Here is a 16,402-nt window from a genome sequence, read left to right as displayed (position 1 = left end):
ACCGGGTGGATCCACGACATCGGAGGACTCATGAGCATCGCCGACATCGGCTACGGCAAACAGTTCGACGGCTGGTACGACCGCGTCTTCCGCGGCGACGCCGGTGTGGCGGAGGCCGTCGACGCCCTGACCTCCCTTCACCCCGACCCGTCCGCGGGGACGCTCGAACTCGGGGTCGGCACCGGGAGGATCGCGCTGCCGCTGTCCCACCGCGTCGGAGCGATACACGGCCTCGACTCGTCTCCCGAGATGCTCGCCGCTCTGGACAAGAAGAGCGACCAGGGCGAGGTGACCGCCGAGCACGCCGACATCCGCGCACACCGGCCCGAGCGCACCTACGGCCTGGTCTACTGCGTCTGCTCGACGCTCTCCCAGATCCTGGACGCCGACGGCCGGCGCGAAGCCGTCGCCCGTGCCGCGGAGGCGCTCGCCCCCGGTGGCCGCCTGGTCGTCGAGACGCACAACCGTCCCGGCGTCCACGCCCTGCACGAGGGCCGCGCGCACGCCACCGTGTTCGCTCCCTACCCCGAGCCGAACACCGGCCTGCAACTGCACGGCACGCTGCTGGACGAGGGGCGGATCTGGCACTGCTCGACGATCTGGTTCGAGTCGGACGGCACCCACCGCATCGGCACGGAGACCGCGGCGCTGCTCACCCCGGACGACGTCGACGCCTACGCCGAGGCGGCCGGCCTCACCCCCGAGGGCCGGCATTCCGGCTGGTCCGGCGCGCCCTACGCCGAGCCCGCCCCGCTCTTCGTCACCACCTACACCAAGGCGTCGCGATGAACCTGCGACGGATCGCGGCGGACCACCGCGGGCTGCTGATCACCGGCGTGCTGATGGGCCTGTTCGGCACGGCGGCCACGCTCGCGCAACCCTGGCTGATCGGCCGCCTCATCGAGTCGGTGTCCGCGGGCGAGGCGATCGCGGGGACGATCGTCGCCATCGCTGCGCTGTTCCTCCTCGACGCGGCACTGGGCGCCGGACACGCCTACGTCATCGGCCGGGCGGGAGAGAACATCGTCTTCGACGCCCGCCGCATCCTGGGCGCCCGGCTGCTGCGCAGCCGTATCCGGGACTTCCAGCGGCTGCAGCAGGGCGACGTCTTCTCCCGTACCGTCTCCGACACCTCGATCGCCTGCCTGGTGATCGCCCAGGCACTCGCGCAGGTCTTCACCTCGCTCTTCATGGTGGTGGGCTGCGTGGTGCTCATGGCGCGGCTCGACTGGCGACTGCTGCTGACCACGGTCGGCTGCCTGGCGGCCGCCAGCATCGTGTCGCTGCTGGTGGCCCGTCAGGTCCGCCTCGCCGCGCTGGCCAACCGGGCCAACGTCGGCGCCTTCGGCACCGGCCTGCAACGCGTGCTGGGCGCGCTGACCACGGTCAAGGCGTCGCGCGCCGAGGAACGCGAGACGGGTGAACTGGCCCGGCTGGCGGGCAGGGCGCGGCGCAGCGGCATCCGCGTCACCGGCCTGAACGCGCTGCTGATGCCGGTGATGAACGTCGGGACGCAGCTGTCGCTGGCGGTCGTCATCGCCTGGGGCATGGCGCGGGTGGCCACCGGATCCCTCTCGGCCGCGGATCTCACCGCGTTCGTGATGTACCTCTTCTACCTGGTGTCGCCGCTGGTCATGCTGTTCATGGCCGTCGGCCAGATCCAGCAGGGCCGGGCCGCCGTGCAGCGTGTGGTCGAACTGGCCGCGATCCCCCAGGAGGAGGACGACCGGCGCCTGCCCGAGCCGTCCCCGGCGGCCGAGCCGTCCGCGTCCGCGGTGCGGTTCGAGAACGTCACCTTCGGCTACGGGGCCGGCGGGCCCGTCCTGCGGGACGTCTCGCTGGCGGTGCCCGAACGCGGCCTGACCGCGATCGTCGGGCCCTCCGGTGCGGGCAAGACGACCCTCTTCCAGCTCATCGAGCGCTTCCGCGAGGCCGACTCCGGCACGGTGAGCGTCGCCGGCCGCGACGTGACCGCGACCCGCCTGAACGACCTGCGCTCCCTGGTCGGTTACGTGGAGCAGGACGTCCCGCTGCTCAGCGGCACCGTCCGTGACAACCTCCTCTACGCCCAGCCCGACGCGGACGAGGCGGAGGTCGCCCGTGCCCTGCGCATGGCCTGCCTGGAGGACGTCGTCGCCGGTCTGCCGGACGGCCTCGACACCGTGCTGGGGGAACGCGGCTCCGGGCTCTCCGGCGGTCAGCGGCAGCGTCTGGCCATCGCGCGGACCCTGCTGCAACGGCCCCGCGTGATCCTGCTGGACGAGGTCACCGCCCACCTGGACGCCGACACCGAGGCGGCCCTGCGTGACGCCGTGACCGAGGCGGCCCGCGAGTGCGCCGTCCTGGCCATCGCGCACCGCATCTCCACGGTGGCGCAGGCCGACCGCATCATCGTCCTGGAGGAAGGACGGGTACGCGCCACCGGCGACCATCAGGCGCTGATGGCCGACGACGAGGTGTACCGGCGCCTGGCCACCCGTCAGCTCGGCCCGGAGAGCGTGCTGTCGTGACGTCCGCAGACGCCGCCGTGGTCGGTGCCGGCCCCAACGGGCTGGCCGCCGCCGTCACCCTCGCACGGGCGGGCCTGCGCGTGCGGGTGCACGAACGGGCCGGCACCGTCGGCGGCGGACTGCGCGGCGCCGCGCTCTTCGACAGCGACGTCACCCACGACCTGTGCGCCGCCGTCCACCCGATGGCGGCCGCCTCGGCCTTCTTCCGCGCGTTCGACCTGCCGGCGCGGGGCGTGCGCATGCTGCACCCCGACCTCACCTACGCGCACCCCCTCGACGACGGCCGGGCCGCGCTCGCCCACCGCGACCTGGCGCGCACCTGCGACGGGCTCGGCACCGACGGCCCGCGCTGGCGGCGGCTGATGGAGCCGCTGGTGCACCGCAGCCAGGGCGTCACCGACCTGCTGCTGTCCACGCAGCGCACCCCGCCGAACCCGGTGATCGCCGCGCTGCTCGCCCCCCGCGTCCTGGGCAACCGGCTGCGCGGCAACGGGCTGCGCACCGAGGAGGCCCGGGCGCTGCTCTCCGGCGTCGCGGCACACGCCGTCGGGCCGCTCCCCAGCCTGCCGTCGGCGGCGATCGCCGTGCTGCTGGGGCACCTCGCGCACGCCACCGGCTGGCCCCTCCCGCAGGGCGGCAGCGGCCGCATCGCCGACGCCCTCCTGGACGACCTGCGCGCGCACGGCGGCACCGTGCAGACCGGTCACCACGTCACCGACCTCGCCGAACTCGACACCCCCGTCGTCCTCCTCGACACCACGCCCCGCGCCTTCGTCGACCTGGCCGGCGACCGCCTGCCGCCGCGCGCCCGCCGCGCGCTCCTGCGCTTCCGCTACGGGCCGGGGGCGGCCAAGGCCGACTTCCTGGTGTCCGGACCGATCCCGTGGGCGCACCCCGAGGTGGGCAGGGCGGGAACCGTCCACCTCGGCGGCACCCACGCCCACACCCTCGCGGTGGAGCGGGCCGCCTCGGCGGGCGAGGCCACCGACGAACCCTTCGCCCTGGTCGTCGACCCGGCCGTCACCGACCCGTCGCGGGCCGCCGCGGACGGCAGGCGCCCCGTGTGGGCGTACGCCCACGTGCCCAACGGCGACACGCGCGACCCGGTGCCGCTCCTGACCCGCCGCATCGAGCGGTACGCGCCGGGCTTCGCCGACACCGTGCTCGCCGCCCGCGGGGTCTCCGCCGCCGCCTACGAGCACTACAACCCCAACTACGTCGGCGGAGACATCGGATCGGGCGCCATCACGCTGCGCCAGTCGCTGCTGCGGCCCGTGCCGCGCCGGCATCCGTACCGCACGCCGCTGCGGGGGGTATACCTCTGCTCAGCCTCCACTCCTCCGGGGCCGAGCGTCCACGGCATGTGCGGTCATCTGGCCGCTCTGGACGTCCTGCGCCGGGAGTTCGGCGTCCGTTCCGCTCCGCCGCTGGGTCCGCCCGCCGGAGCGCGAGATCACGCAGGAAGGGAAACCGTATGAGCACCGCCCACCGACCCGACGCCGCCCAGGACTTCGCCGGATACCTGCGGGCCTACTACGCCGAGGCCGCCGACGGCCCCGGCAGTCCCGAGGAGGTGTGGGACCGCTACCACACCCCTGGGGGAACCCACACGGTCAACGGCCGCCCCTGGGACCGCGACGAGATCATCAAGAGCGTGCGGCAGCGCCGGGAGGCCGACTCCCCGACGGCCGTGCACGTGCACGAGGTGCTCGTCGAAGGCGGCCGCGCCGCGGCCCGGTTCACCCTCCACCACACCATGCTGGGCAAGCTCGAGACCGCGGCCGAGACGAACCTCTTCGCCGAGCTGGCCCAGGACGGGCGCGTCGCCTCGACCACGACGTTCTCCGCGAGCCGGCCCGGCTGGAACGGCCTCGGGGAGCGTCCCGCCGAGGGCGACGCCCGCCCGTCGGCACCCGCGCCCGCCTCCGCCCCCGACCCGGCCGACTACCTGCGCGCCTACGCCGAGGCCGCCTTCCGCTCGGAGGAACCGGCCGGCGAGGTCCACGACCGCTTCCACGCGCCCGACGCCGTCCACCACGCCGGCCGCCGCTCACTGGGGCGCGCCGACATCGTGCAGGACATGGAGAAGGCGCGGCGCAAGGGCCGGACCTGGCCGGTGGAGGTCCACGAGGCGCTGCGCGACGGCGACCGCTTCGCCGCCCGCTACAGCACCTGGCCCGACGACGAGCGGCAGGAGCGCAAGCGCGAGGAGCTCTTCGTCTTCGGCCGGTTCGCCACCGACGGCCGGGTGTGCGAGGTGCGCCTGCTCCGCGAACCGGCGTACGGCGCGCAGTAGGAGGCGTGTGCCGTGCACCCGCGAACCCACCAGCGGAGGGGAACAGATGAGTAACCCGTTCGACGACGAGGACGGCGAGTTCTTGGTGCTCGTCAACGACGAGCACCAGCATTCGCTGTGGCCGGCCTTCGCGGAGGTGCCCGAGGGGTGGACCGTCGCCCTCGGACCGGAAAGCCGCCCGAGGTGCCTGGAGTTCGTCGAGGAGAACTGGACCGACATGCGTCCGGCGAGCCTCGCCCGGCAGATGGAGCAGCCGCAGGCGTGACGCTGTGACGCTGTGACGCGGTGCCGCCGCCGCGGCGGCGGCACGGCGGGGGAGCAGTACGCGGTCGGCGCGCGGCCGGGAACGTCCGCGCGCCGACCGCGGGGAAGTGCACCGACCTTCGAAGGGGGGAACACGTGGCACCGGACGTCACCGGCGACGCGGCACGGGCCTGCCCGGCAGCCGTGCGCGGAGCGGCCTGGCATGTGCCCGAAGCGGCCACGCCGGTCCCCGAGCTGCCCGAGCTCGCGTCGCTGAACGAGGACGAGCGCCGGGCTTGCCTGGCGCTCGGCGTCGACCGTGTCCACACGGACGACGCCCTCGACGCCACCGCGCTGGCCGAAGGAGCCGCGCGGCAGGTGCTGGACCAGGCGGGGTTGCCGCCCGGGGACCTCGGCGGCCTGATCGTCGTGGAGTCGCGGGCGCCGGAGACGCTGCTCAGCTCGGAGGCGACCAGGCTGCAGCGGCGGCTCGGCGCCGACGCGGCGATCACCTTCACCGTGGGCGGCCTCGGCTGCGTCTCGGTCACCCCGGCGCTGCTCGCCGCGCGCGGACTGCTGTGCGCCGACGCGGGCCTGGGCGACGTGCTCGTCGTCCACGGGAGCAAGCCGGCCGGTGCGGGCCGCTACCGGCATCCGGTGACGGTCAACGGCGACGGCGGGCAGGCGCTGCTGGTGTCCCGCCGCGGCCCGGTACGGCTGCTCGACATCGTCCAGGAGACCAACGGTGACCACTGGGACCTGTTCCGCGTCGCCTACCGGGACCGGCCCGCCGACCAGTGGCGCGAGGAGTGCCGGGACCTCCCCACGTACTCGTTCCGCCTCGCCATGGAGACCCGCGGCAGACTCTCCGCCCTGCTGTCCTCCCTCCTGGAGCGCAACGGCCTCGGGCCCGGGGACGTCCGCGGTTACGTCAGCCAGAACCTGTCGGCGGCCGGCTTCCGGTTCACCGAGGAGTCGCTCGGGATCGAGCTGCTGCCGGTCTGCCGGGACAACCTCCGCCGCTTCGGCCACCTGGGCCCCAACGACGTGTTCCTCAACCTCTACACGGCGAGGGAGCGCGGGCAGCTCGTCGAGGGCGACCGTGCCGTACTGATCAACGTGAGTCCGGTGGCCGCGTGGAGCGTGCTGCTGGTCGAACTGGGACCGCAGGAGAAGATGTCATGAACCTGATCACTTCGGAGATCACCGCCTTCCTCTCCGACGCGCTCCGCTGCGAGGTCGGGCCGGAGGACGACTACTTCGCCCTGGGCCTGGCCGACTCCCTCTTCGCCCTCGAGCTGGTGACCTTCGTCGAGGAGCGCTTCTCGCTCACCGTCGAGGTCGAGGACCTCGACCTCGACAGCTTCCGGACGGCCGACCGCATCACCGGCTTCGTGCAGCGCAAGTCCGGGGCGGCAGCCCACCCGGAGGCGCCGTGAGCACCCGGACCGGACGGCTGAGCTCGCCGGTCGCGGCGGCGGCCGGCCTGGCCGCGGACGTACGCGACCGGGCCGCCGTCTGGGACCGCGACGGCGGCCTGCCGGACACCGTGCGCGACGAGGTCGCCGCCGCCGGTCTGCTGGCGGCCGATCTGCCCGAGGAGTACGGCGGCGCCGGCGCGACCCCGGCCGAACTGGGCGAGCTCTGCGCCCACCTGGGCGGCGTGTGCAGCGCGCTGCGGGGCCTGGTGACCGTGCAGGGCATGGTGGGCGCGGCACTGCACCGGTGGGGCACCCGGGAGCAGCGGGCCCGGTGGCTGCCGCGACTGGCCGACGGCGAGCTGACCGCCGGGTTCGCCGCCACCGAACAGGCCGCCGGAAGCGCGCTGTCGGCCGTGACCACCCGGATCGAGCGGGACGGCGCCGACGTGGTGGTCACCGGCCGCAAGAAGTGGATCACCTTCGGGCAGGTCGCCGACGTGTTCCTCGTCCTCGGTCAGGACGGCGGCAGGCCCGTCACGGCGCTCGTGGAGGGGTGGCGCGACGGCGTCGGCCGGGAACCGGTCCGCGACCAGCTGGGGATGCGCGCCGCCCGCATCGCCCACGTCGACTTCCGGTCCGTCCGGATACCGCCGGGCAACCTCGTCGCCCCGGCCGGTCTGGGGCTCTCCCACGTCGCGGCCACGGCGCTCGACCACGGGCGCTTCACCGTCGCCTGGGGCTGCGTCGGCATGGCGGAGGCGTGCGTCGAGGACGCCGCCACCCACGCCGCCACCCGCGCGCAGGGGGATGCGGTCCTGGCCGACCACCAGTCGGTACGGGCGCTGCTCGCCCGCGCGGCCGTCCGGGCCGCGGGCGCGCGCGCCCTGTGCCGCCGCGCGGCGGAGGCCCGCAGCGGTAACACCCGGCGCGGCATCCCCGAGACCGTCCTCGCCAAGTACGCGGCCGCCGACGCCGCCGCAGCCGCCGGCCGGGACGCCGTCCAGATCCTCGGCTCGGCGGGCTGCGAGCCCGACAGCCGCGTCGCCCGCCACTTCCGGGACGCCAAGGTCATGGAGATCATCGAAGGAGCGCAGCAGGTGGCCGAACAGCACATCGCCGAACACGTGATGCGCCGGTGCACGCCGCCCCGGGCGAACGGCACGCCGGCCGGCGCCGCCGGCGGGGCGGTGGCGCGATGACCACGGCGAAGGACACCACCGGGAACACCGCCGAGGGCGCCGCGGCCGTCGTCAAGTGCCTGGTCTGGGACCTGGACGACACCCTGTGGGACGGGGTCGTCCTGGAGAACGACGAGCCCGTTCCCTTCCCCGCCGCCCTGAAGACGCTGCGCACGCTGGACGAGCGCGGCATCCTGCACGCCGCCGCCAGCCGCGGCGAGTACGACGTCAGCCGCCGCCACCTCGAACACCACGACCTGGAGGAGTGGTTCTGCGACCTCCAGGTCGGCTGGGGAGCGAAGTCGGACGCGGTGCGGCGCATCGCCGAGAGGCTGAACATCGGCCTGGACACGATCGCGTTCGTCGACAACGACCCGGTGGAGCGGGCCGAGGTCGCCTCCGCCCTCCCCGTCGTCCGCTGCTACCGCGCCGACCAGGTCCAGGAGCTGGCCGGGCTGCCCGAGTTCCAGCCGGAGTGCGTCACCGAGGAGGCCGGCGGCAGGAGGCTGCTCTACCGCACCGAGCACCGCCGGCAGGCCGCCGAGGAGTCCTTCGGCGGCGACCGGCAGGGCTTCCTCGCCTCGCTGAACCTGGTGATGACCGTCGGGGACGCGACCGAGCAGGACCTGGCCCGCGCCAGCGAACTGACGGTGCGCACCCACCAGCTCAACACCTCGGGGGTCACCTACGACGCCGCCGAACTGCGTGCGCTCGCGGCCTCGCCCCACCACCGCGTGCAGGTGGCCAGGCTCCGCGACGACTACGGCGACTACGGCATCATCGGCCTCGCCGTCACGGAACGCACGGCCGACGAGTCCGTGCTGCTGCTGTTGCTGATGTCCTGCCGGGTCGCCTCACGCGGCGTCGGCAGCGTGCTCCTGGACCACCTGACGCGGGAGGCGGTGGCGGCCGGACGCCGTCCCGTCGCGCACTTCGCGCCCACCGACGTCAACCGCACGATGCTGGTGACGCTGCGCTTCGCCGGCTACACGCCGGTCACCACCGAGGGCAGTCCGCTCGTTCTCGCCGTCGACCCGGAGCAGTTGGGGCCGTCGAAGCCGAGCCACGTCCACGTCGTCCGCGGTACGGACTGAGGGGAGGCGGCGACCATGCGCGAGCAGACCGTGCAGAGCACGAACGAGCCCGGCCGGGGCCCGGCCCCGGCCGACCCTGCCGGCACCGGCGTGCCCGGCGTGCTGGAGGGGTTCCGGCGGCAGGTGGCGCGAAACCCCTCCGCGACCGCGCTGATCGTCGGCGGCACACGGCTGACGTACGGCGCGCTCGACCGGGCGTCGGCGGCCCTGGCCGGGCGCCTGCGCCGACGAGGCGCCGGCCCGGGCCGGCTGGTGTGCGTACGGATGCGGCAGACCGCCACGGCCGTGATCGCCATGCTCGGCGCCCTGCGGGCCGGGGCCGCCTGGGCCGTCGTCGAGCCGGACCAGCCGCCCCACCGGCTCCGCGCGCTCCTCGCGGACACCGACTGCGCCGTCCTGGTCACCGCCGGCCCGGACCCCCTCCCGGCCGGCCTGCCGCAGCCGCCCGGCATCCTCGACCTGAGCGACCTGAGCGACCTGAGCGACCTGGGCGACCGCGCGTCCGCCGGGCCGGTGGACGCGGGGGAGTCCGGGGACGCCGAGGTCCCCGAGTCGGCGCCCGTGTACGTCGTCTGCACCTCCGGGTCGACCGGCGCGCCCAAGGGGGTGATGGTGAGCCGGGCGCAGCTGGCCGCGTCCATCCACCCGCGGTACCGCGTGTACGGCACCGAGCCCTCCACGTTCGTCATGGCGATGCGCCTGTCCTTCGACGGCATGCTCGGCGGCATGTTCTGGTCGTTCACCGGCGGCCACACCCTGGTGCTCCCCGACGAGAAGGAACTCCGGCAGGTCCACGAACTCGCCGGGCTGGCCCGCCGGCACGCGGCCACCCACCTCATCGTGGTCCCCTCCTACTACCGCGCGCTGCTGGAGGAGAGCCGGCTGCTGCCGGAGACGTTGCGGCTGGTCGTGGTCGCCGGCGAGGCGTGCACCCCGGAACTCGTGCGCCGCCACCACCGGTTGCTGCCCGGCACCCGCCTCGTCAACGAGTACGGCCCCACCGAGACCACCATCTCCTGCACGGTTCAGCCCGACCCCGACCCCTCCTGGCCGCGCATCCCGATCGGCATGCCCTGGGCCGGGGCCGAGGCACACGTCCTGGACGACCGGCTGCGGCCGGTGCCCGCCGGGGAACGCGGCGAGCTGTACATCGGCGGCACCTTCGTGGCGCTCGGATACGCCGGGCAGCCGGGCAGGACCGCGGAGCGGTTCGTCGCCGACCCGTTCGGCCGCCCCGGCGCGCGCCTGTACCGCACGGGCGACGTCGCGCAGGCCGACGCGTCCGGGGCCCTCCACTACCACGGCAGGACGGACGACCAGGTGAAACTCCGCGGCACCCGGATCGAGCTCGGCGAGGTCGAGGCCGCTCTCGAACGTCACCCGCGGGTCGGTCAGGCCGTCGTCCTGCACGACACCTCCGGCGCCGACGAACCACGGCTCGTCGCCTTCCTGGCGCCCGCGTCGGCCGACGCCCCGCTGCCGTCGTGGCCCGACCTGCGCACGCACTGCGCCGAGTACCTCGTCGCCCAGGCCGTCCCCGCCGTCTTCCGGGAGCTCGCCCGCATGCCCCTCAACTCCAGTGGCAAGGCCGATCGTTCGGAACTCCAGGCGCTGCTCCGCGGTGATCCCGCCGCACCGGACGGCGAGCAGACCGGGGGCGCGGCGGACGGCGTGGACGCCCCCGACGACCGGGTGCGGGAGGTGGCACGGGTCTGGGCCGAGGTGCTCCAGCACGAGCAGACCGGCCCCCGCGACAACTTCTTCGCGGTCGGCGGCAGTTCGCTGAAGGTGCTCGAACTCCACAAGCGCCTGGAGCAGCACTGGCCCGGCGCGGTGCGCGTCGGGGAGCTGTTCGACCTCACCACCATCACGGCCCAGGCGGAAGCCCTCACGGCACGGCTCGGCGGGACGTCCGAGCCGGACGACGACACCCCCACCGCCTATGAGCTGTGAGGCGGACCCACCCGTGGCACCCCAGGCGACGAGCGAACGGGAAGGCGATATGAGCGGGACAAGCGCGACACGCGGCCGGCCCGGCATCGCGGTGATCGGCATCTCCGCCCGGTTTCCGCAGGCCGACGGCATCACCCGGTTCCGGGCCAACCTGCGCGCCGGCCGCGACTCCGTGCGCCCGATGCCGCCGGAGCGCAGGGAGGCGACCTGTCTGGACCCCGACGCGGTGTACCCGCAGATGGGCTACCTGGACCGGATCGACCTGTTCGACCACGCGTACTTCGGCCTGTCCCGGCGCGAGGCCGAGGTGACGGACCCCCAGCACCGCATCGCGCTGCAACTGACCCGCGAGGCACTCGAGAACGCCGGCTACGCCGCCTCCCGCATGCGCGACTCGCGCACGGCCGTCGTCTTCAGCTCGCCCAGCAACGGCTACCTGCCGCTGGTGCGCGAGGTCGGCACCCTCAGCATGATCGGCAACATCCCCTGCGGGCTGCCGGCCCGCGTCTCGCACCTGTTCGGCTTCACCGGCCCCTGCTACGGCGTCGACACCGGGTGCAACGGCTCGCTGGTCGCCGTGCACCAGGCCTCCCGCGAACTGCGCGACGGAGACGCCGACTACGCCGTGGTGGGCGGCGTCAGCGTGCGCCACGTGATCGCGCCCGAAGCCGCCGTGGCCGCCTTCCCCGGCATCGCCTCGCCCACCGCGAGGTGCCGGGCGTTCGACGAGAAGGCCGACGGCGCCGGCGCCGGCGAGGGCGGCGCCGTGCTGCTGCTCACCACCGTGGACCGCGCTCTGCGCGAGGGCGCCTTCATCCACGCGGTGATCCGCGGCACCGCCGTCGTGCACAACGGACGCCACTCGGCCACCATCGCGACCCCCTCCGCCCGGTCCCAGGCAGAGGTGATCCGCCGGGCCTGGCAGCACGCGGGAGCCGACATCGGCACCGCCGGCTACCTGGAGACGCACGGTTCGGGGACCCGCCTCGGCGACGCCGTCGAAGTGGAAGGGCTGGCGCTCGCCCGTACCGGCGTCCCCGAAGGAGCCGGCGACCTTCCGGTCGGCTCGGTCAAGACCAACCTCGGGCACCTCGACCACGCGGCCGGCATCGCGGGACTCGTCAAGACGGTCCTGAGCGTCCGCCACGGCGAGCTGTATCCCTCGCTGCACTTCGACCGCCCCGCCGAGGACGTCGACCTGCGCGCCGCCCGCCTCGAGGTGGTCACGGGCACGCGCAGCTGGCAGGCGGACGTCCGACGCGCGGGTGTCAGCTCCTTCAGCCTCGGCGGCATCAACGCGCACTGCGTCGTGGAGCAGCCGCCCGCGGCGACCGGCGCAGGCGGCCCGTCCCGGCCGTCGCGGGCGGACCGCGCACGGCGACTCGTCGGCGTGTCCGCCCGCACCGCCGACGACCTCGTGCTCCTCTGCGAGCGCCTGTCGCTCGTGCTGCGCGACGAGAACCCGCCGCTGGACGACGTGGCGCGCACCCTCAACGAGGGGCGCGACCACCACCCTCACCGCCGGAGCGTGGTGGCGGGCACGACCGCCGAACTGGCGACGCAGCTCGCCGCGCACGCCCTCTGGACGCGTCTGGACGCGACGGAGGACGAGGGCGCGCCGGGTGACGGACGTGAGCCGGGGAGCGGCACCGGGGGGCGGGCCGACGGTTCCGGACCCTCCGGCCCGCCCCGCGTGGTGCTGCTCCTCTCCGGCGACGCCACCGGCCTGCCCGACGGTCCCGGGACAGCGCTGCCGGACGGACTGCCGCTGCCGCCCGGCCCGGCGGACCGCGTGCGCGGCCAGCTCGCCGCCCACGCCGCGCTGACCGCGGCCGGTGTGCGGCCGGCCGGGCTGATGAGTTCGGGCGTCTCCCGGTACGCGGCGCGCCACCTCCAGGGCAGGCTCACGGCCGAGGACACCGCCGCGCTGCGGCGTGCCCGCGACACCGGGTCCGGCGACGGGTCCGGCGAGTACGGCGACGCCTTCGGCGGCCCGGTGCGGCCGGAGCGGCTGCGCGCCGCGGTCGAGGAGCAACTCGCCGCGGGTCCGGTGGTCTTCGTGGAGCCGGCGGCGCGCGGCGAGATCAGCGACCTGCTCCGCGACCACCTCGCCGGCCGGGCCGACGCACGGGTGGTCCGGCTCGGTGCGGACGCCGAGGACGTCCTGGGCGTGCTCGGCAGCCTCTACGAGAGCGGCGTCGCACTCGACTGGTCCGCGCTCCGGCCGGACACCGGGTACGGGCGGCCCGGGCCGGGACTGGTACCGCTTCCCGGCCATCCCTTCCGCGGCGTGCGCTGCTGGGCCCGCCAGGAGGGCGACGTCATCCGCTTCGAACCGCCCGCACAGCCGACCCCGGCGGCGTCCGCACCGGCCGAGGCGGTCCCGCCGCCACGGCCCGCCGCGGCCGCGCCGGGCCGTACCGTCTCCGTGCTGGCCCCCGCCTCCGACTCGCCCGGCCGCGAGCCGGCCGACCTCCGCAGGGCCGAGACCGTACCGGAACCGGCCCGGACCGCGGCCGCACCGGAACCAACAGCGGAGCCACCGGCGGAACTGCAACCGGAACCGCAACCGGAGGCGGAGTCCGCCGTTCCCGGCCGGGCGGCCGAGACCGGTGCCACGGTGCTGCCGTGGCTGCGTGAAGCCATGGCCGCGCTGCTGTACGCCGACGACGTGGCCGCCGACGCCGACTACTTCTCCATCGGCGGCAACTCGGTGATCGCCCTCCAGCTCGTCGAGCGGGTGATCAGCCGGTACGCCGTGGCGCTCAGGCTGGTCGACATCTACACCCACCCCGTGGTCTCCGACCTCGCCGACTCCATCGCCGCACGCCTTCCCGAGCCCTCCGGCGCCGCCGTCGAGCCTGCCGCCCCCGGTGGCCGCACCACGGCCTCGACGGCGGCCGACGCGGACGGACTCCACCGGCTGCCGCCGATCCGGCCCGGCCAGGAACCCACCCTCTCCTACGGCCAGGAGCGGATGTGGTTCCACCACCAGCTGGACCCGGACACCCGGCTCTACAACCTGCCCGGCGCCACGCGCATGCGCGGCGAACTCGACCTGGAAGCCATGCGGCTGGCATGGGAGGACCTCGCCCGGCGCCACGAGGTGCTCCGCTCCAACTTCGTCGAGTCCGACGGCCGCCCCGGCCTGGCCATCCGCCCCGAACTGGGCGACTTCTTCCACGTGCTGGACGTCTCCGCGGAACCCGATCCGGAAGCCGCGGCCCGGGCCGCCGTCCGCGACGAGACCGACTGGGTGTTCGACGTGGCGCACGACCCGCTGGTCAGGGTCGCCGTCGTCCGCATCGCCCCCGGCGACCACCTCTTCTGCTGGACGATGCACCACGGCGTCAACGACGGGTGGGCCCCGCAGATCCTCATGGGCGAGCTGATCCGGTTCTACGAGGCCCGCTGCCAGGGCCGTGAGCACCGCCCGGAGCCGCTGCCCGTGCAGTACCGCGACTATGCACGCTGGCAGCGCGACCTGCTCGAAGGCGCCCTGCTCGACGGCGAACTCGACTACTGGCGCCGCAAGCTGGCCGACCCGCCCGCCCTCGAACTGGCCACGGACCGGCCCCGCCCGGCACGGATGGACTACGCGGGCGCCACCTACGGCTTCACCGTCCCCGCCGAGCTGGTGCGCCGGCTCCGCGCGGTGGGAAGCCGGGAGACCGCCACCCTGTTCATGGTCCTGCTGACCGGACTGAAGGTGCTGCTCTCCCGCTGGTCAGGGCAGCGCGACGTCGTCGTCGGCACCCCGACGATCGGCCGCAGCCGCCCGGAACTCTGGGGGCTGCTGGGCTTCTTCAACAACACCATCGCCCTGCGCTCCGACCTCTCCGGCGACGTCACCTTCCGCGACCTGCTGCGCCGGGTGCGCACCGTGGTGCTGGAGGCCATGGAGCACCAGGAGATCCCCTTCGACCGGGTGGTGCGCGAGGTCGCCCCGGACCGCGACCCGAGCCGCAATCCGATCTTCGACGTGATGTACGTGCACCAGACGCTGCCGCCGGACTTCGCCCTGGGGGAGAAGACCACGTTCAACCCGGGCCGGCCCGGCGGCGGGGACGACGAGACCCCCCAGTTCCCCGGACTCCCGGCGGGCACCGCCAAGTTCGACCTCACCGTGGTCATGGCGGAACGGCCCGACCACGAGGAGCTGGAGGTCGCCGTGGAGTACAGCACCCGGCTCTTCGACGGCGACACGGTGGCCGCCATGGCGCAGTCGCTGCTGGACCTGCTGTGGGCCGCGGCCGAGAACGAGGACACCGGCTACGACCGGTTGCCCGCCGGCCCACCGGACCGCCGCCCCGCCACCGTCGGCGACCGGACCGCCCCTGCGGCGGCCCGTCCCGAGCGGGCGTCACGGCCGGTCTCCCTCCCCGACGACCACGCCGTCTCCTCGTGCCTGGAGCTGCGCGGTGTCGTCGACGAGGACGCCCTGCGGGCGGCGTTCGACGACCTCACCGAACGCCATGAGGTGCTGCGCACCCGCCTCCCGGCGCAGGAGCAGCAGGAGCAGCAGGAGCAGCTCGCAGCACCGCGGAGCGGCGAGGGCCGCTTCCGCACGCTCGACGTCTCCCACCGCCCGCGCCCCGCCGCCGCGGCCCGGGAACTGGCCCGCACGCACGGCCGCACGGCGACCGACCCGGACACCGGCGCACCCGCGCGGGCCCTGCTCGTCACCACCGGCCCGGACAGCCATCTGCTGGTGGTCACCACCCACCGCGACGCGTACGACGGCGCCCAGCCCGGCCTGCTCTTCGGCGACCTGCTGGCCCTCTACGCCGCGCGCTGCGGCCGGGAGCCCGCGCCGCCCGCGCTCCCCGTCTCCTACGGCGACTACTCCCGGTGGCAGCGCGACCTGCGCGCCGACGGCCTGCTGGACGGACAACTCGCCCACTGGCGACGGACCCTGGCTGCGCTTCCCTCCGGCGGGCTGCCGACCGACCGGCCACGCCCGACGTCCGGCACCCACGCCTGCGCCACCCACACCCTCCGGATTCCCTCCGACCTCGCCCACGCGCTGGCACGCGCCGGCACCCGGGAACGCCTGCTCGCGGGCATCGCGGCGATCACCGCCTGGCGCTCCGGCACCCACGAGACGGTCGTCGGGCTGGCGGAGGCGGCCCCCGACACCGACTCCACCTCCGAGGGCCCGGGCCGCCCCCGCCCCGGCGAGGCCGTCGGCCCGTTCGCCAACCCGCTCGCGCTGCGCATCAGCACGGCGGACGACCCCGGCCTGGCGACGCTGACCCGGCGGGTACGCGCCGTCGTCGAGGAAGCCTCCGCGCACGCCGACGTGCCGTTCGAGGACGTCGTGCACGCGCTGCGGCCGCCCCGCGAGCCCGGGCGCGCGCCGCTGTTCGACCTCACCTACGCCCACCACCGGCTGCCGAGCGACCTCGGCGCTGCGGCCGGCCTGGAGGTACGGCCCGGCGCGGGCGACGGGCGTCTGCTGCTGCCCGCGGCCACCGCCGGGCACGACCTCGCCTGGTCGGTGCTGGAAGGGCCCGAGCCCGGCGCCCTCACCGTCTCCGTCACCTACCGCACCGAACTCTTCGACGAGGAGACGGTGGTCGCCACGGCGGCCGACCTGACGGCGCTGCTGCGCCGGGGGTGCCGCGAGCCGGAGGTGCCGCTGAGCGCCCTCTGGCTCGCCGACGACACCGCGTTCGCCGACTGACCTGCCCGACGGACCAGAAGG

At 74.9% G+C, this 16,402-nt stretch carries 11 protein-coding genes; all 11 read left to right on the top strand.

Features of this window, described 5'->3' with window-relative positions; all coding sequences use genetic code 11:
* The first annotated feature begins 30 nt into the window (after window positions 1–30).
* The 11 genes from K304_RS0109790 (at window position 31) to K304_RS28205 (ending at window position 16,381) form a co-directional block, all read left to right on the top strand.
* Window positions 31–789: a class I SAM-dependent methyltransferase gene (locus K304_RS0109790; protein ID WP_051308203.1), complete on the top strand. Its 759-nt coding sequence runs from the start codon at window positions 31–33 to the stop codon at window positions 787–789.
* Window positions 786–2,510 carry an ABC transporter ATP-binding protein gene (locus tag K304_RS0109785; RefSeq protein WP_027763600.1) on the top strand — a complete coding sequence of 575 codons (1,725 nt, stop codon included), beginning with the start codon at window positions 786–788 and terminating at the stop codon, window positions 2,508–2,510. The genes K304_RS0109790 and K304_RS0109785 overlap by 4 nt, the downstream gene beginning before the upstream one ends.
* Window positions 2,507–3,988: a phytoene desaturase family protein gene (locus K304_RS0109780; protein WP_027763599.1), complete on the top strand. Its 1,482-nt coding sequence runs from the start codon at window positions 2,507–2,509 to the stop codon at window positions 3,986–3,988. Before K304_RS0109785 ends, K304_RS0109780 begins: the two co-directional genes overlap by 4 nt.
* Window positions 3,985–4,806 (top strand): hypothetical protein, encoded by an 822-nt coding sequence (locus K304_RS0109775; protein WP_027763598.1) that lies wholly within the window; start codon window positions 3,985–3,987, stop codon window positions 4,804–4,806. Before K304_RS0109780 ends, K304_RS0109775 begins: the two co-directional genes overlap by 4 nt.
* A gap of 46 nt (window positions 4,807–4,852) precedes the next feature.
* A complete protein-coding gene (locus K304_RS0109770; protein WP_027763597.1) occupies window positions 4,853–5,071 on the top strand; it encodes an MbtH family protein in 219 nt (72 codons plus the stop codon).
* Between the two features lie 182 nt (window positions 5,072–5,253).
* Window positions 5,254–6,234, top strand: coding sequence for a 3-oxoacyl-ACP synthase (locus K304_RS0109765; protein ID WP_051308243.1), 981 nt, complete (start codon window positions 5,254–5,256; stop codon window positions 6,232–6,234).
* Window positions 6,231–6,488, top strand: a complete 258-nt coding sequence (locus K304_RS0109760) for an acyl carrier protein (protein ID WP_027763595.1) — start codon at window positions 6,231–6,233, stop codon at window positions 6,486–6,488. Before K304_RS0109765 ends, K304_RS0109760 begins: the two co-directional genes overlap by 4 nt.
* Window positions 6,485–7,669, top strand: a complete 1,185-nt coding sequence (locus tag K304_RS28215) for an acyl-CoA dehydrogenase family protein (RefSeq protein WP_486591616.1) — start codon at window positions 6,485–6,487, stop codon at window positions 7,667–7,669. Before K304_RS0109760 ends, K304_RS28215 begins: the two co-directional genes overlap by 4 nt.
* Complete coding sequence (locus tag K304_RS0109750) at window positions 7,666–8,742, top strand: HAD-IIIC family phosphatase (protein WP_051308241.1); 1,077 nt, start codon at window positions 7,666–7,668, stop codon at window positions 8,740–8,742. Before K304_RS28215 ends, K304_RS0109750 begins: the two co-directional genes overlap by 4 nt.
* Window positions 8,743–8,757: 15 nt before the next feature.
* A complete protein-coding gene (locus tag K304_RS28210) occupies window positions 8,758–10,695 on the top strand; it encodes a non-ribosomal peptide synthetase (protein WP_051308202.1) in 1,938 nt (645 codons plus the stop codon).
* Between the two features lie 49 nt (window positions 10,696–10,744).
* Entirely contained in the window at window positions 10,745–16,381 is a 5,637-nt protein-coding gene (locus tag K304_RS28205; RefSeq protein ID WP_051308200.1) for a condensation domain-containing protein, read from the top strand.
* The last annotated feature ends 21 nt before the right edge of the window (window positions 16,382–16,402 follow it).

This window comes from Streptomyces sp. CNS606, from assembly GCF_000426325.1.
The sequence above is the reverse complement of the archived record's forward strand: the minus strand, read 5'-3'. Positions and strand labels throughout refer to the sequence as shown.

Coding starts and splice junctions, on each gene's coding strand:
- K304_RS0109790 (WP_051308203.1), top strand. CDS start 31: ATGAGCATCGCCGACATCGGCTACGGCAAACAGTTCGACGGCTGGTAC.
- K304_RS0109750 (WP_051308241.1), top strand. CDS start 7,666: ATGACCACGGCGAAGGACACCACCGGGAACACCGCCGAGGGCGCCGCG.
- K304_RS0109785 (WP_027763600.1), top strand. CDS start 786: ATGAACCTGCGACGGATCGCGGCGGACCACCGCGGGCTGCTGATCACC.
- K304_RS0109775 (WP_027763598.1), top strand. CDS start 3,985: ATGAGCACCGCCCACCGACCCGACGCCGCCCAGGACTTCGCCGGATAC.
- K304_RS0109760 (WP_027763595.1), top strand. CDS start 6,231: ATGAACCTGATCACTTCGGAGATCACCGCCTTCCTCTCCGACGCGCTC.
- K304_RS0109770 (WP_027763597.1), top strand. CDS start 4,853: ATGAGTAACCCGTTCGACGACGAGGACGGCGAGTTCTTGGTGCTCGTC.
- K304_RS28205 (WP_051308200.1), top strand. CDS start 10,745: ATGAGCGGGACAAGCGCGACACGCGGCCGGCCCGGCATCGCGGTGATC.
- K304_RS28210 (WP_051308202.1), top strand. CDS start 8,758: ATGCGCGAGCAGACCGTGCAGAGCACGAACGAGCCCGGCCGGGGCCCG.